General features: G+C 65.2%; 20 protein-coding genes. 16 read left to right on the top strand and 4 right to left on the bottom strand.

The genetic code is table 11. From position 1 onward, the window contains the following. Positions 1-178 precede the first annotated feature (178 nt). Positions 179-907 (top strand): helix-turn-helix transcriptional regulator, encoded by a 729-nt coding sequence (locus tag ACFUTU_RS08895; RefSeq protein WP_377963286.1) that lies wholly within the window; start codon positions 179-181, stop codon positions 905-907. A gap of 563 nt (positions 908-1,470) precedes the next feature. On the opposite strand, the gene rox is transcribed toward ACFUTU_RS08895, so the two are convergent. After that, complete coding sequence (gene rox / locus ACFUTU_RS08890) at positions 1,471-2,904, bottom strand: rifampin monooxygenase (RefSeq protein WP_377963284.1); 1,434 nt, start codon at positions 2,902-2,904, stop codon at positions 1,471-1,473. A 196-nt stretch (positions 2,905-3,100) separates the two neighbouring features. Here rox and ACFUTU_RS08885 point away from each other — a divergent pair, with 196 nt between their 5' ends. Then, positions 3,101-3,697: a TetR/AcrR family transcriptional regulator gene (locus ACFUTU_RS08885; RefSeq protein WP_377963282.1), complete on the top strand. Its 597-nt coding sequence runs from the start codon at positions 3,101-3,103 to the stop codon at positions 3,695-3,697. A 23-nt stretch (positions 3,698-3,720) separates the two neighbouring features. Here the strand turns inward: ACFUTU_RS08885 and ACFUTU_RS08880 are convergent, their stop codons facing one another. Both ACFUTU_RS08880 and ACFUTU_RS08875 read right to left on the bottom strand, forming a co-directional pair. After that, complete coding sequence (locus ACFUTU_RS08880) at positions 3,721-4,131, bottom strand: hypothetical protein (protein WP_377963280.1); 411 nt, start codon at positions 4,129-4,131, stop codon at positions 3,721-3,723. A 158-nt stretch (positions 4,132-4,289) separates the two neighbouring features. Beyond that, positions 4,290-4,709 carry a hypothetical protein gene (locus ACFUTU_RS08875; protein WP_377963278.1) on the bottom strand — a complete coding sequence of 140 codons (420 nt, stop codon included), beginning with the start codon at positions 4,707-4,709 and terminating at the stop codon, positions 4,290-4,292. A 179-nt stretch (positions 4,710-4,888) separates the two neighbouring features. Here ACFUTU_RS08875 and ACFUTU_RS08870 point away from each other — a divergent pair, with 179 nt between their 5' ends. The 7 genes from ACFUTU_RS08870 (at position 4,889) to ACFUTU_RS08840 (ending at position 10,095) form a co-directional block, all read left to right on the top strand. Further along, a complete protein-coding gene (locus ACFUTU_RS08870; protein ID WP_377963276.1) occupies positions 4,889-5,818 on the top strand; it encodes an ABC transporter ATP-binding protein in 930 nt (309 codons plus the stop codon). 79 nt (positions 5,819-5,897) lie between these two features. Further along, the gene (locus tag ACFUTU_RS08865; RefSeq protein ID WP_377963302.1) at positions 5,898-7,088 is read left to right on the top strand and encodes an ABC transporter permease; all 1,191 of its coding nucleotides are present in this window, start codon (positions 5,898-5,900) and stop codon (positions 7,086-7,088) included. Positions 7,089-7,188: 100 nt separating this feature from the next. After that, positions 7,189-7,761: a GNAT family N-acetyltransferase gene (locus ACFUTU_RS08860; protein ID WP_377963274.1), complete on the top strand. Its 573-nt coding sequence runs from the start codon at positions 7,189-7,191 to the stop codon at positions 7,759-7,761. A gap of 80 nt (positions 7,762-7,841) precedes the next feature. After that, on the top strand, positions 7,842-8,192 hold the full coding sequence (locus ACFUTU_RS08855) for a metalloregulator ArsR/SmtB family transcription factor (RefSeq protein WP_377963272.1): 351 nt from the start codon (positions 7,842-7,844) through the stop codon (positions 8,190-8,192). Beyond that, positions 8,189-8,905 (top strand): aquaporin, encoded by a 717-nt coding sequence (locus ACFUTU_RS08850; protein ID WP_377963270.1) that lies wholly within the window; start codon positions 8,189-8,191, stop codon positions 8,903-8,905. Before ACFUTU_RS08855 ends, ACFUTU_RS08850 begins: the two co-directional genes overlap by 4 nt. Further along, positions 8,902-9,312, top strand: coding sequence for an arsenate reductase ArsC (locus tag ACFUTU_RS08845; RefSeq protein WP_377963268.1), 411 nt, complete (start codon positions 8,902-8,904; stop codon positions 9,310-9,312). Before ACFUTU_RS08850 ends, ACFUTU_RS08845 begins: the two co-directional genes overlap by 4 nt. Before the next feature lie 360 nt (positions 9,313-9,672). Then, a complete protein-coding gene (locus tag ACFUTU_RS08840; protein ID WP_377963266.1) occupies positions 9,673-10,095 on the top strand; it encodes an Hsp20/alpha crystallin family protein in 423 nt (140 codons plus the stop codon). An 88-nt stretch (positions 10,096-10,183) separates the two neighbouring features. Here ACFUTU_RS08840 and ACFUTU_RS08835 read toward each other — a convergent pair whose 3' ends face one another. Then, the gene (locus tag ACFUTU_RS08835) at positions 10,184-13,396 is read right to left on the bottom strand and encodes a bifunctional cytochrome P450/NADPH--P450 reductase (RefSeq protein ID WP_377963264.1); all 3,213 of its coding nucleotides are present in this window, start codon (positions 13,394-13,396) and stop codon (positions 10,184-10,186) included. 415 nt (positions 13,397-13,811) lie between these two features. Between ACFUTU_RS08835 and ACFUTU_RS08830 the strand changes: the two genes are divergently transcribed. From ACFUTU_RS08830 to ACFUTU_RS08800, 7 genes are all read left to right on the top strand, one after another. Further along, positions 13,812-15,449, top strand: coding sequence for a M23 family metallopeptidase (locus ACFUTU_RS08830; protein WP_377963262.1), 1,638 nt, complete (start codon positions 13,812-13,814; stop codon positions 15,447-15,449). A gap of 592 nt (positions 15,450-16,041) precedes the next feature. Next, on the top strand, positions 16,042-16,215 hold the full coding sequence (locus ACFUTU_RS08825; protein ID WP_377963260.1) for a hypothetical protein: 174 nt from the start codon (positions 16,042-16,044) through the stop codon (positions 16,213-16,215). Between the two features lie 98 nt (positions 16,216-16,313). Then, positions 16,314-17,594, top strand: coding sequence for an ABC transporter substrate-binding protein (locus tag ACFUTU_RS08820; protein ID WP_377963258.1), 1,281 nt, complete (start codon positions 16,314-16,316; stop codon positions 17,592-17,594). An 80-nt stretch (positions 17,595-17,674) separates the two neighbouring features. Further along, positions 17,675-18,562, top strand: a complete 888-nt coding sequence (locus ACFUTU_RS08815; RefSeq protein ID WP_377963256.1) for a carbohydrate ABC transporter permease — start codon at positions 17,675-17,677, stop codon at positions 18,560-18,562. Then, positions 18,562-19,512: a carbohydrate ABC transporter permease gene (locus tag ACFUTU_RS08810; protein ID WP_377963254.1), complete on the top strand. Its 951-nt coding sequence runs from the start codon at positions 18,562-18,564 to the stop codon at positions 19,510-19,512. Before ACFUTU_RS08815 ends, ACFUTU_RS08810 begins: the two co-directional genes overlap by 1 nt. 84 nt (positions 19,513-19,596) lie before the next feature. Further along, positions 19,597-20,649: a LacI family DNA-binding transcriptional regulator gene (locus ACFUTU_RS08805; RefSeq protein ID WP_377963252.1), complete on the top strand. Its 1,053-nt coding sequence runs from the start codon at positions 19,597-19,599 to the stop codon at positions 20,647-20,649. A 60-nt stretch (positions 20,650-20,709) separates the two neighbouring features. After that, on the top strand, positions 20,710-22,290 hold the full coding sequence (locus tag ACFUTU_RS08800; protein ID WP_377963250.1) for a glycoside hydrolase family 32 protein: 1,581 nt from the start codon (positions 20,710-20,712) through the stop codon (positions 22,288-22,290). Positions 22,291-22,300: the final 10 nt, after the last annotated feature.

The following is a 22,300-nucleotide window of genomic DNA, read 5'->3' as shown; positions in this document are numbered from 1 at the left end:
CGAGCTACAGTGCCGCGAAAAATCCCGTGCATGCGATGCGGGAAGTTCTCAGCTACATCCTCCCGCCGGCCCAGAAGGGCGTATATACGCTCTTGTACGTAGAGGCACCCAGCCCTAACCTTCTTCTACACACGGGTGAGAAACGCCGTACCTCACCTAGCCGCTCTCAAGGGATGTCATGGACCCTGCAGCCGAATTTGCAGCGAATCTCCACGGTCTGGTCAACCGTAAGGCCTACCTGGACGCAGCCAGCCAGCTGCTTCTGAGGCTTATCCCGTCAGACCACGCAGCCTGGGGTTCCTTGGACGTGGAATCCGGCACGGCAGAGGTTGTGCCCTACCCTTACGAATCCCGCGCCGATGTGTCCAAGATGATGCTCGAAATGTATGGTGAGCATCCGGTCATCGGCAGTCTTCGAACCGGCAATACAGGCAGCGACCTGCAACCCCTTCGCCTCAGCGACTACATTTCCGACCTGGAATTATACGAAACCCGCACTTTCCAAGAAGGGCTCTCGCTCCTCGGCGTGAATCGGCAGCTCCTGCTTTTCACGGTCGGAAGCCGCTCTGACTTCTTCCACTGCTGGAGCCTGAACCGCTGGAACGATGACTTCAACGACACCGAGGTCGCACTCGTACAGCAGGTCCAGCCCATACTGCAGCTGCTCGACGTTGCGTACGCAGGAACTCCGCAACAGGCAGTGCATTCGGCCAATGCAGATGCCTATTCCCTGACCGCACGCGAACGAGAGGTGATGCGCCTGCTGGGTCAGGGGCTCAAGGTGACTTCGATCGGACGACTGCTCGGGTGCAGCCCGAGGACCGTTTCAAAGCACATCGAGCACGCCTACTCCAAGCTCGGGAGCAACAACCGCGTTGACGCTCTCCGACGCCTTAGGGGCGAGTGACCACAGCCATTGGGCTGGACTGCCGTCTTAGTGTCACGCGCTCCCCGGGTTGCCGCACCAGGAGAAACGGATGCCGGCAAACATTGTTTTCGAGGGGTTGTCCGCCGGGTCCGTAATGCAAGGGGGGAATGCGTTCCGGACCCGGCGATCTGAAGCGAAGGTTCGCGGCTACCTGTGCTTCAGCGACAAGATGAGTGTGCTGGGTGCGCATTGTGAAAAGCGGGGTGCACCTGAGAGCCTGCCTTCGGTTTAACCCCCCATTTGAGGGGTCAGACCGGCTTTTCCAAGGTTTAGAGCGGACCATCAGCTCACAATGATTGGGGTGGGGCGTTAGGACCTCATACATCGCTCCCCGCCTGGAGGTGTAGATCTGATGTTCAAAGCCCTGTTATGCAAGCTGAACATTCGCCACGAATGGCACGTCGAACATACCGAAGACGGAAGTCTCTATAAGCGCTGCCGTCGCTGCGGGAAAGACGATGACCGAGGCGGGGGCGGGACCGGTGCTCCCGGCGCCTGGGCCGGACCGGCGGGGATGGGATGACCTGATAGCGGCCCGGTCCTCAGTCGCCTGCCGAGGCTGCACCGAACCATCTCGGCAGGTGCCGGACCAGATCGTCCTGGTCGTCACCGATCCAGGCGACGTGTCCGTCCGGGCGGAGCAGGACCGCGGGCGCGTCCAGTTCCGCGCCCGTGTCCGCAACGTAGTCGACCCGGTCCGTCCACCCTTTGACCGAGAGGCTGCCTGTCTGGTCCAGCAGCAGCCCGCGGCCTTCGCGGGTGAGCTCGTAGATGCGGCTGCGTGACAGCGGGATGTCGCGCAGCCGCCTGCCGAGCAGCTCGGGCCCGCCGCCGAAGTCGTAGCGGATCCCGGTTGAGCTGATCCTCTCGGCCAGGAACCGGCTGACGCCGTCGATGTCCATCAGCTCGGCCAGCAGCCGGCGCACGGCCTGCGGCCCGGGTTCGGGGGAGATCAGCTCGCTTTGGGCGCGCGTTATGGTCAGGACATCGGCGGCCACCGAATGGCGCTCGGCGTGGTACGTGTCCAGCAGCCCCGGCGGTGCCCAGCCGTTGACCTCGGCGGCGAGCTTCCAGCCGAGGTTGAACGAGTCCTGGATGCCGAGGTTCAGCCCCTGCCCTCCCAGCGGCGGGTGGACGTGCGCGGCGTCCCCGGCGAGGAACACCCGGCCCGCGCGGTACTGTTCGGCGAGCCGGGTGGCGTCGCTGAAGCGGGTGATCCAGCGCGGTGAATGGGCTCCGAAGTCGGTGCCGGCATGGGCCCGCAGCTGCGCCTTCAGCTCGTCCAGCGACGGCGGGACCGTCCGGTCCTCGGCGACGGTCGCGGCAGGCACTACCGCGCGGAACAGCCCGTTCCCGGCCGGGCCGACGCCGAACCCCCGGTGCGTCTTGCGTACCTCGTCCACGACGGCGGCCAGTTCTTCCGGCGGCGTTGTCACCTCCATCTCGCTGTGGATCCACTCGGTGGTGGCGGGATCGCCCGGGAAACCGATGCCGAGCGTCCGGCGCACCAGGCTGCGCCCGCCGTCGCATCCCACCACCCACTTGGCCCGCACCTGGGTGCCGTCGGCAATCCCGACCGTCACGCCGTCGTCGTCCTGTTCCACCCCCGTGACCTCGCTGCCGCGGCGGATCTGCGCACCGAGCTCGGCGGCGCGCTCGGCGAGGAGCCGGTCGGTGACCGGCTGCGGGATGCCGAGGATGTAGGCGTGGGCGGTGTCCAGGTTCTCCGGCAGGGGCTTGTCGATCCCCGCGAAACGGCCGACGCCGGGATACTTCGTCCCGTGGGCGAGGAACCGGTCCAGCAGCCCGCGCTGGTCCATGATTTCAATGCTGCGCGGGTGCAGGCCGAGCGAACGGACCGCCTGGCTCGGCTGCGCGTCCTTCTCCAGCACGAGCACGTCTACGCCGTGCAGGCGCAGCTCGCTGGCCAGCATCATGCCCGTCGGCCCGCCGCCGCTGATGATTACGTCGACCATGAAAAATCCCCAATCCAAAACTGTGCAAGGCGACCCATTCTGGCGGATGGTGGGGGCCTTGCGGCAAGCCCCGGGGCAGGCGATATCCTGAAAATGCGGGGAGATGGTTTCCCTTGTCGAGGCCGAAATGAGGCAGGTCCGGAGCGTCAGACAGAACGTTCTGTCTACTCCCAGTTGCGCGATGTATGATCCGAATGTGGACACTTCAGAGGGGATCGAAAAGCAGGGACGCCCTGCGGGAACCAGCCCTTCGGAGAAGATCCTTGCCGTCGCCTACGATCTGTTCGCCCGGCGAGGGATCCGTGATGTCGGAGTGGACGAACTGATCCGCGAATCGGGCGTGGCCAAGGCAACCTTTTACCGGCACTTCCACTCCAAGGATGACGTCGTCCTGGCCTTCCTCGAGCAGTGGTACCAGGAACGCACGGCCGCGATCGAGGATGCCATCGCTCGCCGCGGGACCCTCAGCGAGGATGCCATGCTGACCATCTTCGACGTCTTTGACGACTGGTTCCGCCAGGGCGCGGTCCAGGTCAGCTCCTTCCTGCACGTGATGATGGAAATGGGCCCCGACCACCCGCTCGGGAAAGCAAGCATCCAGTACCTGGAGAAGACGCGGGAGCAGATCGCCGACCTCGCAAAGTCCGCCGGCCTCGGCAACCCGTACGACTTTTCCTGGTCCATGCACATCCTGATCAAGGGGGCCATCGTTGCCGCTGCCGAAGGCGACCCCCATGCGGCTGCCCGGGCCAAGGCCATGGCCAGCCTGCTCATGGACAGCCACCGGCAGTAGCAGGGAACCGGCGGCAGCCCGGGCTAGCTCCCGCGGGGCACCCTGTCCGGGTGCACCATGTCGCCGAAATGGTGCACCATCCAGCGGCCGTGGTCCGGGCGCCAGACGAGTGTGATCAGCAGCGGGTCGTCCAGCACTGTTGTGGGCGTGTGGTCCCTGGCTTCGCGGATAATCCGCATGTAGCAGACGTCGAGGTCGCCGTGCGCGTAGACAGCCTCCTGGAGCATGCCGGGATCTTCGATGCAGTCCAGCAGGGCGGCCGCCATTTCGAAGGATCCCCACAGCGGCCGGGACTCCGGCGTGACGATCAGGTGCAGGTCGTCCAGGTTCCGTGCCCTGTCGTGGAGCGCCCTGAAGAACCAGTAACCGATCCGGCGCGGATCGTCCGCGATTTCCTGCGTTTCTTCCGACTCCAGGTCGAAGTCCCTAGTCATGGCTCAAAGGTACTCGCGGGATCGGGCGGTGACGAGGGCTTGACTTGCCAAGCGGTTATCTGGCCGCGAGTCGGCCAATGGAATGGGGGTTTCTCCCCGACAAATCGGGCGGCTTGAAGCCCAGGCGATTTTCGGGCTGTGGGATAGGCAAGATGTGCCTAGCCGTTGCACTGCACTTTGAAAATGATGTCCGGAGAATCGGAAGAAAAGTGAAAAAGGACGCTTTGGTTGGGCGCAGCCCCCTTGCTGATCAGGGTGGTTTTTTCGTCATCGAGAGTCAAAAGTCCGGTAGAGGATCGGACCAACAGAAGGTTTAAGTGAATTACGTACTCGTTGCCCTGCGAGCCCGTTCCCGAGCCGTGAATGTTGAAGCTTGTCTTCACCGAGCCGTCGGCGTTTACCTTGTCTATGGTGACGGCGTTTCCCGTGAAAGTGACGAGCTCCTTAGCGCATGTGCTGAATAGCCCGCCCACGGCTTGGTTATGGCTTACCTCGGCCGGCGCAGCAGTTGCATGTCCGATGGGAAGGACCATGGCAGCCGCAAATGCTGCCGCGAAAAGGGATGAACTCCTCCGCATTTCAGACTCCTTGATGTGTGTGGCGCCAAGAACGAAGCCCCCGGGTCATCTGACAACGTCCGGATGGGTCCTGTACCGGCTGAATAGCAGAAAATTACTCGTGCACTGTCTGGGATGTCCATTCTTGACAAATTGCTCGCAACGCCGCCCGCCGCATCGTTTCGGCTAGGCTGACTCTTATGACGTTGGGGGACGCGGTGGAACCGCTTGTGCACATCAAAAACTTTCGGATGGACTTCGGGGAGACGACTGTCGTCAGGGACCTGTCCTTCGATGTCCGGGCCGGTGAAACCTTCGGGTTCCTGGGCAGCAACGGGTCCGGAAAGACCACCACGCTGCGGGCGCTGCTGGGCATCTACAAGCCCACCGCCGGGACCCTGCACATCGGAGGGAAGGCCTTCGAACCGCGGGACGGGGCGCGGCTGGGGTACCTGCCGGAGGAGCGGGGCCTGTACAAGAAGGAAGCCGTCCTTGACGTGATGGTCTACTTTGGCCGGCTCAAGGGCCTGGGCAAGCACAAGGCCCGGGCCTGGTCCCAGACCTACCTGGAGCGGGTAGGCCTGGCGGACAAGGCAGCGGTGCGCCTGGACAAGCTCTCCGGCGGCCAGCAGCAGAAAGTCCAGCTCGGCGTGACCATTATGAACGACCCCGACCTGCTGATCCTCGACGAGCCCACGAAGGGCTTCGACCCCGTGAACCGGCGGCTGCTGATGGACATCATCGAGGAGCAGAAGCTCGCCGGCGCCACGGTCATCATGGTCACGCACCAGATGGAGGAGGTGGAACGGCTCTGTGACCGGGTCATCCTGCTCAAGGACGGCACCGCCCGGGCGTACGGGACCGTGGCCGAAGTGCAGGACCAGTTCGGCGGCACCGTGTACCGGCTCGGCTACGAGGGCATCCTGCCGGCCTCGGACCTGTACACCGTGGTGCGTGACGGCGACGGGCAGGCGGAACTCGCCCCGTCCGCCGGGGCGGACGAAACAGCAGTGCTGCGGGAACTGATCGGAACCGGCGTCGCGGTGCGCAGCTTCGCCACGGCACGGGCATCCCTGGAGGAGATCTTCATCCAGGTGTACGGGGAACAGCACGAGATGGCGGAGGTCTAGGACAGTGGCACGCACAGTAATCCAGCAGCGCAACCCGTTCAAGCAGCACAACCTGGGCACCGTCGTCGGGTTTGAATTCATGCGGACCATCAAGAAGCGCGGGTTCGTGATCGCCACCCTGGCCATCCCCGTGGTCTTCGCAATCATCTTCGCGCTCGTTTACGCCAGCAACTCCAGCACCTCTGCCAACGCCGACGCGCAGAAGAACTCGGCGCTGACCTTCACGTACACGGACGCCTCCGGGCTCATCCCCGCGGCGCTCGCCCAGGCCGCGGGCGGGACTCGGACCAGCGATCCCGGCGCAGCGCTGCAGGCGGTGAAGAACGGCAGCAGCGAGGCGTACTTCGCATACCCGGCCAACCCCGCCACGGAGCCGGTCAGGGTCTACGGCGCGGACAAAGGCATGTTCGAGAACGGCAAGTACGAGGCCGTGGCCAAGCATCTGCTGGTCACCGCGGCGCAGTCCAGGGTTAATTCGCCGGAAGTCACCGCTGCCCTGAACGGGCAGGTGAAGTTCGACGCCGAGGCGTACGGGGACGGGCGGGTTTCCGGAGGCATCGGCTCAGTCATCCCGCCGCTGATCTTCCTGGTCATCTTCTACGTCAGCATCATTCTGCTGTCCAACCAGATGCTCAACAGCACCCTGGAGGAAAAGGAAAACCGGGTCACGGAGATGATCCTGACCACCCTGAACCCCACCACCCTGGTGACCGGCAAGATCATCTCCCTGTTCGCCGTCGGACTTCTCCAGATCGCGGTGTTCCTGACCCCGATCGCGGTCGCCTACCTCCTCTTCCGCGATTCAGTGTCCCTGCCCGACCTCGACCTGTCCGCCCTGGTGTTCGAGCCCGTCCCGATGATCACCGGGGCGCTGCTGCTGCTGGGCGGCTTCACGCTGTTCACCGGCGTGCTGGTGGCCATCGGCGCGATCATGCCGTCTGCCAAGGAGGCCGGGACCATCTTCGGACCGCTGATGGCGCTGATTTTCGTGCCCTTCTACGCCGTTAGCCTCATCATCAGCGACCCCACCGCCCTGATTGTGCAGGTGTTCACCTACTTCCCGCTCACCGCCCCCGTCACCGCACTGCTCCGCAACGGCTTCGGAACCCTGGGCCCGGTGGAATCGGCCATCGTGATCGCCGAGGCGTTCGTTCTCGGGATCCTCGTCCTGCGCCTGGCCGTGCACCTGTTCCGCTACGGCTCCATTGAGTACGGCCGCAAGCTTTCCATCGCCGGGACGTTCCGCCGGAAGGAGCTGACGGCCAAGTAGCCCAACTGACTCGCAGTAGTTGTCGTTATGAGCCCTCAAAACGACAACAACTGCGAGCTACTTGGGCCGTCAGCGCCGGAACCGGTGCGAGAATGCCCGCATGCGCATTTTCCTGGCGACCGAGCGGCTGGTGCTGCGGCAGTTCACACCCGATGATGCGGACCTGCTGGTGGAGCTCGACGCCGATCCGCGGGTGATGCGGTACATCACCGGCGGCGCGCCAACGCCCCGGGACGAGGTTGAAAACGACGTGCTGCCGGCGTTCCTTGGCTACTACCGGCAGTTCCCCGGCTACGGATTCTGGGCCGCGGTCGAAAAATCAGGCGGAGATTTCCTCGGCTGGTTCCACTACCGGCCCGCCCCCGGGGATCCCCTCGACCAGCCGGAGCTGGGCTACCGGCTGCGGTTCGGAGCGTGGGGAAAGGGGTACGCCACCGAGGGTTCCCGTGCGCTGATCGCCAAGGGCTTCACGGAGTTCGGTGTGCAGCGGGTCGTTGCGTCCACCATGGCGGTGAACACGGCCTCGCGGCGGGTCATGGAGAAATCCGGGATGCGCCTGATCCGCGAGTTCGTCGCGGACTGGAAGGTGTCCATTCCGGGCGACGAGCACGGGGACGTCGAGTACGCGATCTCCCGGAGCGAATGGCTTTCCAGGCCCGGCGCGTCCTCCTGACGAGACCGGACGTTCAGGCAGGCACTGCTTGGGCCCGTCTTGCTTCAGACATAGATGAGTGTGAATATTTATAGGTGTCTATGTCTTTCGAGCTGACCCCGGTCCAGACGGTGGCGTGCTGCTCGCCGCTGGCAAGGGAGCCCTTGTCCGAAACCGAGGCGGTCCAGATCGCCCCGCTGCTGAAGGCTCTGGCCGACCCGGTCCGCCTGCGGCTGATGTCCCTGGTGGCCTCGCACGAGGGCGGCGAGGCGTGCGTCTGCGACCTGAACGATGCCTTTGAGCTGTCGCAGCCCACGATCAGCCACCACCTGAAGCTCCTGCACGAGGTTGGTTTGCTGGACCGGGAGAAGCGCGGCGTCTGGGTTTACTATCGTGCCCGCACCGAGGCGCTGCGGAACCTGGCCGCCCTGATCGGGGGACAGGCCGAGTGAGTGTCCTGGCGCGCCGCGTCGTCGCGGAGTTCATCGGTACAGCCTTTCTGGTGATGGCCGTCGTCGGGTCCGGTGTCATGGCCACCCGGCTGTCCCCGGACGACGTCGGGCTGCAGCTTTTGCAGAACAGCCTCGCCACGGGCGCGGCCCTGGTGGCGCTGATCCTGGCCTTGCAGCCGGTCTCGGCGTCGTTCAACCCGGTGGTGACCCTGGTTGAGCGGGCCCTGGGCATGCTCGACACCAGAACCGCGGCGGGCCTGATCGGTGCCCAGTTCGCCGGCGGGCTGGCCGGCGCTGTGGCGGCGAACCTGATGTTCGGCCTGGATGCGGCCGCTGTCTCGATGCATGAACGCACGGGCGCGGGGTTGTGGCTGGGTGAGGTGGTTGCCACGATCGGGCTGCTGCTGGTGGTCTTCGGCACGGTGCGGTCCGGACGGGCGGACCGCGTCGCGTTCGCCGTCAGCGGGTACATCACGGCCGCGTACTGGTTCACCAGTTCCACCAGCTTCGCCAACCCGGCGGTGACCATAGCCAGAACTGTCACTGACAGCTTTGCCGGCATCGCGCCGTCGTCGGCTCCGCCCTTCATTCTGGCGCAGCTGGCCGGCGGTGCCGCCGGCTTCCTGCTGGTCCGGTTCCTCTACCCGACCCTCGCTGCTTCCTCCGCCGTCGCGGCCGACCGGGCCGCAGCTGACCGAAAGGTGCTCCCATGAGCCAGAAGCCCTCCGTCCTGTTCGTCTGCGTCCACAACGCCGGCCGCTCCCAGATGGCCGCGGCGTTCCTCACCACGCTGTCCCGGGGCGGGATCGAGGTCCGCTCCGCCGGATCCCAGCCGGCCGACAAGGTGAACCCGGCCGCGGTGCAGGCCATGGCTGAAGTAGGCATCGACATGTCGGCCGAAACCCCCAAGGTCCTCACCACCGAAGCCGTGAAGGACTCCGACGTGGTGATCACCATGGGCTGCGGCGACGAATGCCCCTACTTCCCGGGCAAGCGCTACGAGGACTGGGTCCTGGAAGACCCGGCGGGCAAGGGCGTCGATTCCGTCCGGCCCATCCGCGACGAGATCAGAACCCGGGTCGAGGCCCTGATCGCCTCGCTGACCCCGGCCAGCGCATAACCACACCCGGCAGGGGAGGGGGTGACACACATGAGAACCGGCTGCTGCGACGACGACTGCTGCAATGACAGTTGCTGCGAGGACGGACAGGGCTGCTGCTGACCCTCCGCGTCCCGCCCCGCCCAACTAGCTAGCAGAAAACGTCGTTTTGGGCCCTCAAAACGGCAACAACTGCGAGCTAGTTGGGCAGCCACTCCCTTGCATCGCGCCACACTCCGCGCCGGCGCCACATGACGGGCCTCCGGCTCCAATGCCTCTTGCGCCTACTTGTGGAACGTGTTATAAAAAATATGTATCCGCCACCATAGATCTGTGGGAGCGGATCGCCGGTACAAACTACAAGCTGAAGGAGTGGGAATCATGTTGATGCGCACGGACCCGTTCCGTGAACTGGACCGCCTGACGCAGCAGGTCTTTGGCACGGCGGCGCGTCCGGCCGCCATGCCGATGGATGCATGGCAGGAGGACGGGGAGTTTGTGGTCGCCTTTGACCTGCCCGGCGTCTCGCCGGACACCGTGGATCTGAACGTGGAGAAGAATGTCCTGACGGTCCACGCCGAGCGCCGTGACCCGACACAGCCAAACGTCGAGTTGGTGGTCGGCGAGCGTCCGCGGGGCGTCTTCAGCCGCCAGGTGATCCTTGGTGAAACCCTTGATACGGACAACATCAAGGCGAATTACGACATGGGCGTGCTGACCCTGCGGATCCCGGTCACGGAGAAGGCCAAGCCACGCAAGATCGAAATCGAAAGCAAGAGCCTCCAGCAGCAGATCGAGAAGTAACAGCGCAGCTGCTCAGCCCTGGCTTTTCCAGCGGGACCTGCCGGCCGAAAGGCGGCAGGTCCCGCTGTTTATTCAGGGTTCCGCTGCCTTAGGTGAAGATGTCCGCCACGTACCTGCCGTGGGTGCGCTCCACCTCGTCCATCCAGGCATCGGCGTCCGCATCGGATGCGCCGGTGGCCTCCTGGTAGATGCGCTCACAGGTCTCGCGGACCTCCGGGGCCATGTTCTTTCCGTCGCCGCAGACGAACACCGTGGCCCCCTGCCGCACCAGTTCCTTGACGTCCTCGCGGTCCGCCCACAGCCGGTGCTGGACGTACCTCTGCCCGTCGGAGGACGCCTTCGAGAACACCGGCCGCAGGTCCAGGTTGGCCTGCTCCGCCCAGGATTCGAGTTCCGTCCGGTAGAGGAAGTCGGTGTCCGGGGCCCGGCAGCCGAAGAACAGCAGCGACTTCGCGGGTTTGATGTCCTCGGCCTGCGCCCGCAGCGCACGGTCCTGCACGAAGCCGCGGAACGGCGCCAGCCCTGTCCCGGCGCACACCATGATGACCGGCATGGCCAGGGACTCCGGCGGATGGAAGGCCGCGTTCGACGGCCGCACCGTCACCGCCACCCGCGATCCCGGCCGCGACTGGGCCAGGTACGTGGATGCCGCCCCCTCAAACGTGCCGCGCCCGGACAATGCCGGGGCCTGGACGACGGCGAAGGTCAGGGTCGCATGGTCAGGGCTCCAGAGCGGCGACGACGAGATCGAGTACCGGCGCGGGGTGAGCTGGGTGAGCAGCTGCAGGAACGACGTGAACGGCAGCTGGCACGACGGGTACATCTCCAGCAGGTCCAGCAGCGAGACGCGCCTGTCCACGATCTCCCGTGCGTGCCGCTCGCGGTCCTGCGCCAGCGCCTCCAGTTCGGCGCGCTCGGCCGGGTCCGCCGCCACCTCGGCCAGCTGCTCCACCTGCGGCCGCGTGGCCGGAACCGCCAGTTCCACGTAGCTGCTCAGCAGCTCGCCCACGGCCACGGGCGTGCCGGTGGGCAGGAACGTGTCCCCGTGCTCCATGGCCAGCACCACGTGGGAGTCATAGTCCAGGTTCAGGCGCGTCAGGGCCCGCTGCACCAGGTCGGCCGGGTTCAGCGGCAGTACCGCAAGGTAGTCGCCGGCCCGGTAGCCCATGCCCTCTGGCAGTGCGATCTCCACGTGCCGCTTGGACCGGGCGCCGGGTTTGGTCAGGTCCACCAGTTCCCGGTTTACGACGACGGTCCCCACCGCCAGGTCATTCTGCCGCAGGTACGCGTCCCGGACATTGCCCACGAACTGGACCTCCAGCTGCGGTTCGCCGGTGGGCGCGCTGGTCTTCTGCCCGAGCGCGGCGTCCACCGCAGGCCAGAACCCCGCGTACCACTCCTCGAAATCGCCGAAGAAATCCCCGCGGGCGTTGGCCTCGCCGCGTTCGTAGACCCGCTCGGCGCCGGCGTCCGCGAGCCGGGCGTCGATAGTCTTGGGCACTTCCTGGTAAGTCCGCGCCCAGTCCCGGTTGCCGTTGCCGAACACCGTGTAGCGCACGCCCTTGAGGCTGCCCGGCTGCAGGGTTTCGGTCCAGGTCATGAACCGCTTGGCGTTGTCCGGCGGCATCCCCTCGTAGGAGGACGCGACGACGGCGACCAGCCCCACCGTGGGCAGCCCGCCTGCCGCCTCGTCCAGGGAGGCGATGGTGGGGCTGTAGCCCCGCCGCCCGGCGTCGTTCGCGATCCGCTGCGCAAAGTCACGGGACGTGCCCGCGTTGGACCCGTACAGCACGCGCACCGGGACGCCGTTCGCGGCGGCGGGCGCCGCCTTTTCCTGTTCCCTTTCTGCCAACCCTCGGGCTGCCTGCCCGTTGTCTGCCTGTCCGACGGCGGCACTTGCCGCTGCGTCGATTCGGACGTCCCGCCGTCGGACATGGATGAAAAGCCCTTCGGGCTTCATGGTCAGGGTGTGCTTGATGTGCAGCTCATAGTTGGGGTCCGCGGCCGTCATGTCGAAGCGCTGCAGGGCCTTGGCCAGGAACAGCATGGCCTCCTGCAGGGCGAACCCGCGGCCAATGCACGAGCGCTGGCCGTTGCCGAACGGCTTCCACGCGTTGGGCGGGATGGACTCGACCCGCCCGGGGGCAAACCGGTCCGGGTTGAACAGCTCGGCGTCCTCTCCCCAAGCCGCCTTGTCCCGGTGCAGGGACGGGATGAGAACCATGAGGGGCTGGCCCTTGGCCACCTCGTACTTGCCGCCGATCACGGTGTCCTCGTACGCGGCCACGTTGAACGCCGGGGCAGTGGGCCACAGCCGGAGCGATTCCTTGAGGATCTGGTCGAGGTACCCCAGTTTGGGCAGGTGCTCGAAGCGGGCGGCTTCGGTGCCCAGCACCTCGTCCACGAGGGCCTGGGCCTTCCTCATGACCTCGGGATGGCGCAGCAGCTCGTACATGGTGAAGGTGAGCAGGCCGCTGGTGGTCTCATGCCCGGCCACCAGGAAGGTGACCATCTGGTTGCGGACGTTGCTCTCCGGCAGGCGCTCGCCGGTCACCGGGTCCGCCGCGTTCAGCATGGTGTCCAGGATGTCCTCGCTGCCTTCCGGGCTGGGGTTGCGGCGCCGGTCGCTGATGAGCTGCTCGGCCACCTCGAGCATCAGCGCGTTGTCCTCCTCCAGCTGGTGCCGTTTGCGGATCATGAGCTTGTTCTGCACCGGCAGCCGGGTGGACCTGTCCCGGGACTCCATCAGGGCCCGGACCATGGCCCCGATGAAGGGGTGCATCTCGTCGCGGTAGAGGCTGTTGAACCGGTAGCTGAACGAGCACAGGGCAATGGTGTCCAGGGTCAGCCGGGTGGCGTTGTCCGCGAAGTCGATCCTCGCCGTGGGGCCCAGGCGCTCCCACTTGAGCAGCAGCTGCTCCAGGATGTCGTCCATGCCGGCGAACATCCTGGTCAGGGCCTTCGGGCCGAACGCAGGCATCAGGATGCGGTGCGCCTTCTGCCAGTTGGGTTCCTCGGTTTCGGCAGTGAACAGGCCGTCGCCGATGAAGTCCCGCACCTGGCGCAGCGAAATGCCGAGGACCTTGCCGAAGCGTTTCTCGTTGCAGATCTCGTTGACCAGCTCCTGTGAGGAGACGGCGATCATGCTCCGGTTGAAGACCTGGATGCGGACGATGGGTCCGTACTCCTGGGCCACTTCGACGATGCCGAGGATCCCCTTGGAGGAGTCGATATCGGGCAGGTTGCCCACCAGCGGTTTCGCCGGCGGCTGGGGGATGGGGGTGGTGTTCGATGAAGGCATGACCGGGCCTCCTAAGCGGTCTTCATTGACACTTCTTGTAGGTTCTGTTGTCGATCCAGCTGCCGGAAGGGGGCGCCACGCTGTGCTCTCTGGTGAACGGGGCTGGCCGGGCGCCACGGGCCGGGCGGAACACAGGATACTCCGGTGCGGTGCCGGGGACTATGGCTTATTTCTTGGGTGGCTTCAGAGGGGGTTCCCAACGCTGGGAACCCCCTCTGCTGCGGCCTGCTTCAGTGGCCGGCATTCCTCAACGTCACCTTAAGATTTGCGCAAGTTGGGGTAGGTCCCGGTCAAGATTTCCTGAGCTTATCCACATATGCGGCCGAATCGGTTCCGCGGCCTTGCCCGGCATGCTCCCATGTTAGAAGCGAGCCGCCATCGACCAGCCTCCGGCGGCCTTTCATGGGGAGAAACAATGTCAAAGCATCTGGCACCAGCCGCTGTCCGGCGGCCGCAGGACCTACGTCATGCCGTTGCTGCTCGTCCCGTTCTGAGCCGCGCCGTTCGGGTGGGCGCAGGCGCGGCATTCCTGGCTGTCTACGCCTTCGGATTCCAGGGCGCCGGCCCGGTCCTTTCGGCCGGTCTTCCGTCCGTGCCGGCCACGACGCGCAGTGACACCTCCGTCAACACGCCCCTCGGATCGGCCGTCGTTGCCCCGGCTTCGTTCGCTACGGCTTCGTTCGCTACGGCTGCGGAGGGCTCCGCGGCAGGCACCCTGGTGTCAACCGCCGGTGCCGTCTCGGCCTCCGCGGACGCGTATGTGTCCTACAGCCGGACCGTGGTCTTTACGGCGGCAAAGCCAGCGAGCAAAAAACTCCATGCGGCTTCAAGCAAGGTTCAGCGCCCTGCGGCAGGAACCCTGATGGCGCCGCTGGAGGTCCTTACCCCCACCTCGCACTTTGGGCTGCGGACAAGTCCCATCACCGGTTCGGGAGGTGAGTTCCACTGGGGTCAGGACTTCGCCGCCGCCTGCGGAACCCGCGTGTATGCAGCGGATTCCGGCGTGGTCCGGGCCGTGGGCTGGCATCCGTGGGGCGGCGGTAACAGGGTGGAGATCGATCACGGCAACGGCCTGATCACCACCTACAACCACCTTGAGAGCATCGGTGTGAAGAAGGGCCAGTCGGTCCAGGTGGGCCAGCTCATCGCCAAGGTCGGGACCACGGGGTCGTCAACCGGATGCCACCTCCACTTTGAAACCATCCTGAACGGGAAACACACGGACCCTGACAACTGGACCCTGGTGCGGCTGCGGCCCTCGGCATCGGCTGCCAAGACCAAGATGACTGATTACCGGAACGCTGGCTCCGCTGCCGAGACGCCTTCCTGGGCTGTTCCGGTGGGGGCCAGCGCCAGCCGGCACGCGGTCACGGACGACCGGCAGGCATCGTCTAACCGCGCTGTTTCGGCTGCGAGGACCTCCTACTCCTCTGCGGCTGCGTTTGTTTCCGCATCTAACACTTACCCTTGGCTTCCCGTTTGGGTTTCCGTGCCGGCAGTTGCCACGCCCAAGCCGGCAACGAACGTGCCGGCGGCTCCAGCGCCCAGGGTGTCCGCGCCGAAGCCCAAGCCGGCTCCGGCACCAAAGCCGAAGCCCAAGCCGGTGGCTCCGGCTCCAAAGCCGAAGCCCGTGCCGGTGGCTCCGGCTCCAAAGCCGAAGCCCTTGAGGCCAGCTCCGACGCCGACGGCCCCTAAGCCTCCTGTGGCTACGCCGGCTCCGGCTCCTGTGGTTGTGCCCGCTCCTGCTCCCGTGGTTACGCCGGCTCCGGCTCCGGCTGTTGAGCCGGCTCCTGCTCCCGCGGTTACGCCGGCTCCGGTTGTTGAACCGGCCCCTGCTCCCGCGGTTACACCGGCACCGGCTGTTGAACCTTCTCCGGTTCCGGCGCCGGTAGTGGTTGCTCCGGTTCCGGCGCCTGCTCCGGCACCGGCTCCTGTTGTCGATCCGGCTCCTGCTCCGGCTCCGGTTGTAAACCTGGCGCCTGCTCCGGCGCCGGTTGTCGATCCGGATCCCGCGCCTGCTCCGGCTCCCGCGGCGTCGCCTGCTCAGCCGTAACCTGGGAGCCAGGAGCGGGAGACTCAAAATAGCCACCTGCAAAGTTCCGGTAATCCCGAGCCGAGACGGCTGGAATTTCGGCGCACCAAGCCAGCGAAGACACGTCTTCGCAGCTGCCCAGCTCGCCCGCACCAACGACGCTGAAGGGATGAACCGCCCCGCGTTTACATGTGCTTGCAACCCAAATGTTGAATCCGATGTCGTTGTATGGGTGGCCGTGGGGTCTCTTGGTACCCTCCGTGTGGTGACGGGCGTCACCACACGGAGGGTGCCGACCGCCTTAACGGCGGTCAAAGCTGATTTCCTCACAGCGATGGGGGCTGAACGCTTTGTTGTGCTGTCAGTCTCCTAGCTGACGCCAATCAGGTGACGGTGCCCCGACGCACGCTGGCCGGCGTCGGGCGTGCGCCCGCCTGTGTGGGTTCGGCGCTGGCGGCTGTCATGGCTAGGGGCTGCTTGTCACTTGCTCCGACGTCGGGAATGCCCGAAGCACACTCCTGCGGTGATGTTGGGGACGGGTTTCATCTGGTTTCCTTTGAGGTAGCGACGAGTTGACCCGAGGTCACCTGACTGCGCGCGCCAAGGTTGGGAAGTGCCGGAACGCCAGGGGCTGTCTGTCGGCATCCGCATGAAGCTCCTGACAGATAAGACAAAACGATTTGTCTATAGCCGGGGCTCACTCTATGGCGGCTGGCGCGGCGCCGGCAAGGGCCCGGAAAACTTCCGAGTGACGCTTGACACGTTTCCCGCGCTGGCCCTAATGTGATGCCAAGTCGATTTGGCAAAACGATTTTTCAGCGAATTGAAGCTTTCCAGCCCCACCCAGCCCATAGATTCCGTTCAAAAGAAAGGGAGTCGACAGCGATGTCCTCTCGAACCACGATTTCCCGGATCACCGCCATTGGCGGGTTGTCCACCGCGGTGCTTCTGGCAGCAACCGCCTGCGGCGCGGGGGGCCCGGCAGCAACGCCGGGTAGCGCCGGCACCAGCACAGTCAACGTCCTCGTCGAGGCAGGCGGCCACGCCGAACTGACAGGCGTCGCCGAACAGTGCAAGAAAGAAACGGGCGTCACCGCCAATTTCGTCGAACTTCCTTACGACGGCATGTTCAACAGGCTCTCCAGCGAGTTCTCCTCCGGCAACGTCTCCTTCGACGTCGCCGCCCTGGACTCCGTGTGGCTGCCCAGCTTCAAGAATGCCGTCCAGCCGATCGATGAGCTCTTTACCGACGAGGCGAAGAAGGACATCTTCCCCGCGCTTGTGAAGGAAGCCAACGTGGACGGGCACTTCATCGGCATGCCCGCCTGGACCAACGCCGAAATTATCCTGTACCGCAAGGACCTGTTCGAAGACGCCAAGAACAAGGCCGACTTCAAGGCCAAGTATGGCTACGACCTGGCCGCCCCCACCACATGGAAGCAGTACCAGGACATCTCCGAGTTCTTCACCAAGGACGGCATGTACGGGACGGACGTGAAGGGCGGTGTGGAAACCGAGTGGCTGGCCCATGTCCTGCAGGCCGGCTCGCCCATGGTCCTGGACGGCGACAAGGTGGTTATCGACAACGCCGCGCACAAGGAAGCCTTGGACTTCTATGTCGGCCTTGCCAAGTCAGCTCCGTCCGGTGCCGCGCAGGTTGACTGGGCCGCTGCGCAGAACCTGTTCAACCAGGGCAAGACGGCGATGACACGCTTCTGGGCCCACGCTTACCGGCAGATTCCCAAGGACTCACCGGTGGCCGGCAAAGTGGGAGCGGCTCCCATGATCGCCGGATCCGCCGGCGTCGGGGCCGTTCCGGGACCCTGGTACCTCACCGTGCCCAAGGCCACCAAGAACGCCGAAGCGGCCAAGAAATTCGTCAAGTGCGCCTACGACTACAACGACAAGGGCATTGAATCCAACCTCGGCCTGGCCGCCCGGATCTCCGCCTTCCAGAAGTACCAGGACAAGGCCGGCTACGAGAGCTTCAAGCCGCTGATCGAAACCCTCAAGGGCAAGGCCACCGCGACCCGCCCGGCCACTGAGAAGTGGCAGCAGATCGTGGACACCGTGCTGGTTCCCATGCTGCAGAAGGCCGTGGCCGGCGGTGACTCGACCGCCCTCCTCGCCGATGCCAAGAAGCAGATCGAGGACCTCCTTAAGTAAGACCCCCGCGGCCGGCGCCTGCCGATGAGGCACTGCAAGTCCGGTGCCGGCCGCGGCCCCAACCAGCGGAAGAGAAAACCGTGCGCATCTCCGATCGCCGCTTCGCATTGTTCCTGATGACACCCGCGGCGCTGTTCCTGGCAGTGTTTGTGGCCTTCCCGCTGTTCCGCCTCGTCGCGGACAGCTTCTTCAAAATTTCCCCGATCGCCGGCGGCCCCCGCGACTTTGTGGGCCTGGACAATTACTTCCGTGCCTTCGCGTCCGAGGCCTTCACCGGTGCCGGGTGGCGGACCCTGGCCTACACCCTCGTCGTGGTCACCCTGGAATTCGCCCTCGGGCTGGGCATGGCGCTGCTGTTCACCACCCTCGGGCGCAGTTCCCAAATCTGGCGGACCGTGTTTATGTACCCACTGATGATCGCCCCGATCGTGGCAGGCCTCCTCTGGAAGTTCCTGATGATCGATAACTTCGGGCTCATCGGGACCCTCCTGCACCAGGCGGGTATCCTGTCCAACCCGAACCAGATCGGCTGGCTGTCCGATCCCGGCATCGTGCTCTACTCCGTTGCCATCCCGGACATCTGGCTCACCACATCATTCATGTGCCTGGTCCTCTTCGCCGGACTGCAGAACATCCCGGGGGACCTGATCGAGGCAGCACGCCTTGACGGCGCACGGGCACCGGCCCTGCTGTTCCGGATCATCCTGCCGCTGCTGCGGCCAGTCATCGCCGTCGCCCTGGTGGTCCGCGGAATCGACGCGGCCCGGGCGTTCGACACCATCCTCATCCAGACCAACGGCGGCCCGCAGTCGGCGTCGGAAACCATGAGCCTGCTGATTTACCGGACCATGATCCGCTTCGGCGATCCCGGGCTGGCAAGCGCCATGGGCACCATCTACCTGCTGGCGATGCTCGCCGTCGCATTCGTCGCGGTGGCCACCATCTGGCGGCCAGGAAAGGACAACTGATGCGCGTCGCCGAAACAAGTAAGCACGACGCCGGGATGCCGGCCGACGTGCCCGCGGAACCTTCCGTACCTGTCACCACAGCCGCGGCCCGCAGGCGCCGGGGCGTCAACCGCGAAGGCCTGGAAGCTGGCCGCCGCAGCACCCGGGCCCTGCTGTGGATCCTCCTCGCGGCAGCGATGGTGCTTTACGGTTTCCCGTTCCTGTACCTGATCTTCACGTCCTTCAAGACGCCGATAGACACCATCGCGGTGCCGCCCACCATCCTGCCCCGGGAATGGACGCTGGAGAACTACGCCAACGCGCTGGGCCGCAGCGGAGTGCCGGCCTCCTTCATCAACAGCATCCAGACGGCCGTCATCAGCACCGCGCTTTCACTCGTGCTGGCGGTACCGGCGGCCTACGGCATCACCCGGTATAAAACGCTCAGCGGCAGGATCTTCATCATGGCCGCCCTGGTCACGCGCATGGTGCCGCCGGTGGCGATCGGCATTCCGCTGGCTTCAATGATGGCGGCCGCCGGCCTTTCAGATACTCCCGTCGCTCTGTCCATCGCCCACACCACCATCTCGCTGCCGCTCTCGATCTGGCTGATGTCCAGCTTCTTCGAGGCGGTGCCGAACGACCTGGAGGAAGCCGCGACTGTGGATGGCTGCAGCAGGCTTGGGGCCCTGTGGCGGGTGGTGATCCCGGTGGTTTCCGGCGGCATCGCCGTCACCGCGATCTTCGCCTTCCTGGCCTCCTGGAACGAGTTCCTCTTCGCACTCCTGATGACTGCGATCCGCTCGCAGACCACGCCCGTGGTGATCGCGAACTTCCAGACCCAGTTCGGCCTGGACTGGGGGTCCATGACGGCGCTGGCCGCCGTCTACTCCATCCCGGTCATCCTCCTGACCCTGCTCTTGCAGCGCAAGATCGTCGCAGGTATGACGCTCGGGGCAGTCAAGGGCTAGCGCCGTCAAGGGCTGGACCACAATCAGCCAGTAGCCTACTGGTAGCCCCTGGGGCATCACCAACCATAAGGACGTGGGAGACAGATGAGCAACAAGAACATCGGTATCAAGGACGTGGCCGTTGCCGCCGGCGTGTCCGTGACCACCGTCTCCCACGTCCTCAACGAGGTTTCCTACGCCCGGGTCAGGCCGGAAACCCGCGACAAGGTCAGGGCCATTGCGGAGCAACTGGGCTATGGCCCCAACCGCCTGGCGCAGGCCCTGCGCACCCAGCGGACCGGCATGCTGGGGCTGGTCAGTGAGGACATCGCCACCACACCCCACGCGGGCCGGATCATCCTCGGCGCTGACGAGGCCGCCAAAGCCCGGGGGTACAACCTCATGATCATCAACACCTCCGGCTCCGCCAGCCTCGAATCCCGGCAGGCCGACGTCGAGGCCCTCCTGGAACGCCGGGTCGACGGAATCCTCTACGCCACCATGTACCACCGCAACGTGGAGCTGCCGGCCAACCTGGGTAGCGTGCCTTCCGTCCTGGTCGACTCGGTGGCCACCGGCGGAAACATCACAGCCGTGATCCCGGACGAGGAAGGCGGTGCACGCGCTGCAGTGGGCGCGCTCCTCGAGGTGGGCCACACCCGGGTGGGCTTCCTCAACAACACCGACGATGTCCCCGCAACCCGCCAGCGGCTCCGGGCCTTCCGGGCCACGCTGACCGATGCAGGGCTCGACGGCGACGCGGCACCAGTCGAGGCCGCGGCCTCCGAGGTGCAAGGCGGCTATGAGGCGGCCCGGCGGATCCTGTCCCGGAAGGATCGTGCCGATATGCCTACCGCATTGTTCTGCTACAACGACCGGATGGCGATGGGAGCCTACCGGGCCGCTGCGGAGCTGGGACTCACCATCCCCGATGACCTTTCAGTCGTCGGTTTTGATGACCAGGAACTGATCGCCGCGAACCTCCACCCGGGCCTCACCACCGTGGCCCTGCCCCACTACGAGATGGGTGCCTGGGCCACCGAGCACCTGATCGACGCCGTCGAGGGGAAGACCGACCTTTCCCTGATGGCAATCCACCCGACCATCCTGGGCTGCCCCCTCGTGGCCCGAGATTCCATCGCGGCTCCCCGGCAATAGGCAGTTAGCCCCTGCCGCTTTCCAACCAGCCCCGCTACTTTCCAAAGAGGAACGCCACACATGTCCAGCTGCCTTGATGCCGCACGCCCGGAACCAGCCCCGCCCGGAACCTCCAGGTTCCGGCCCGCCATCCACTTCACGGCACGGGATACCTGGCTGAACGACCCCAACGGCCTGGTTTTCCACGACGGCCTGTACCATCTCTTCTTCCAGAACAACCCGTACGACAACGTCTGGGGCAACATGTCATGGGGCCACGCGACCTCCCGTGACTTGCTGCACTGGACGGAACACCCGGTTGCCATTGCCTGCGACGAGACAGAGGACATCTTCTCGGGGAGTATCGTCGTCGACCACGGCAACACGTCCGGTTTCGGCACGGCGGACGGACCTGCCCTCGTAGCCATCTACACCAGTGCCTACAAAGCCGGGTCCGAACACAGCGGAACGCAGGCCCAGTCCCTGGCCTACAGCACGGACGCAGGAATGACGTGGCGGAAATACGAAGGAAACCCTGTCCTCAGCAGGAACTCCGCCAACTTCCGTGATCCCAAGGTCTTCCGCTATCAGGGGGACCACGGGGCTTGCTGGGTCATGGTCGCCGTCGAAGCACAGCACCAAAAGGTGGTCTTCTATCGTTCGGAAGACCTCAAATCCTGGGACTTCCTGAGCGACTTCGGCCCGGCCAACGCCGACGCCGGCGAATGGGAGTGCCCCGACCTCTTTCCCCTGGCGGTGGACGGGGACCCGGACAACGTCAAATGGGTGCTGATCGTAAACGTCAATCCCGGCGCCGTGGCGGGAGGTTCCGGCGGCCAGTACTTCATCGGGCATTTCGACGGCGTCCGGTTCCGCCCGGACGCCGGTTCACTCGCGGCGCCAGACGGGCTAACCTCCCTCCCCGGCCCCAATGAGGCCGACGCCGCCCTGCAGCAATGCCTGTGGCTGGACTGGGGACGCGACTGCTACGCCTCCGTATCCTTCAGCAACGCCCCGGACGACCGGCGCATCATCATCGGCTGGATGAGCAACTGGGACTACGCCAACGAGTTGCCCACCGCCCCCTGGCGGTCGTCGATGACCCTCGCCCGCGAAGTGCGGCTCACGGCAGTCAACGGCTCCGCCCGGCTGATCCAGGAACCGGTCCTGGCGGGCGTCCGCGCAGTCGAAGAGCTGCCTATTGGGGGCCAAATGAACAAAGACAACCTTGAGCTGAGAAATTCAGCCCTCCGGTTGCCGGATGCGGTACCCGGTGCTGCCCAAATCATCGCGGCGGAGATACGGCCCGGAAGCGCCGAACGTTTTGGTTTCCGGCTTTTCGGAAGCGGTGACGGGAGCAAGGGCACCGTGCTTAGCTACGACACCAGAAGCGGGCAGCTCATCCTTGACCGCAGGCAATCAGGAAACACCAGCTTCCACGGGAAATTCGCCTCGGCCGAGGCAGTACCGGTTGAGCTGGAAAACCGTGTGCTCAAGCTGCTCATCGTCGTCGACCACTGCTCGGTTGAAGTATTCGCCCAGGGCGGCAAGGTGGCCATGACTGATCTCATCTTCCCCGATGCCGGAAACCAGGAGAACTGGCTATCGGCGGAGGGCGGCTCAGCAACAATACTGAAGCTTGCGGTCTCAACACTCGCCTGACCGGGACACC

Source organism: Arthrobacter sp. NPDC057388, assembly GCF_042668165.1.
GTDB lineage: Bacteria > Actinomycetota > Actinomycetes > Actinomycetales > Micrococcaceae > Arthrobacter.
The sequence above is the reverse complement of the archived record's forward strand: the minus strand, read 5'-3'. Positions and strand labels throughout refer to the sequence as shown.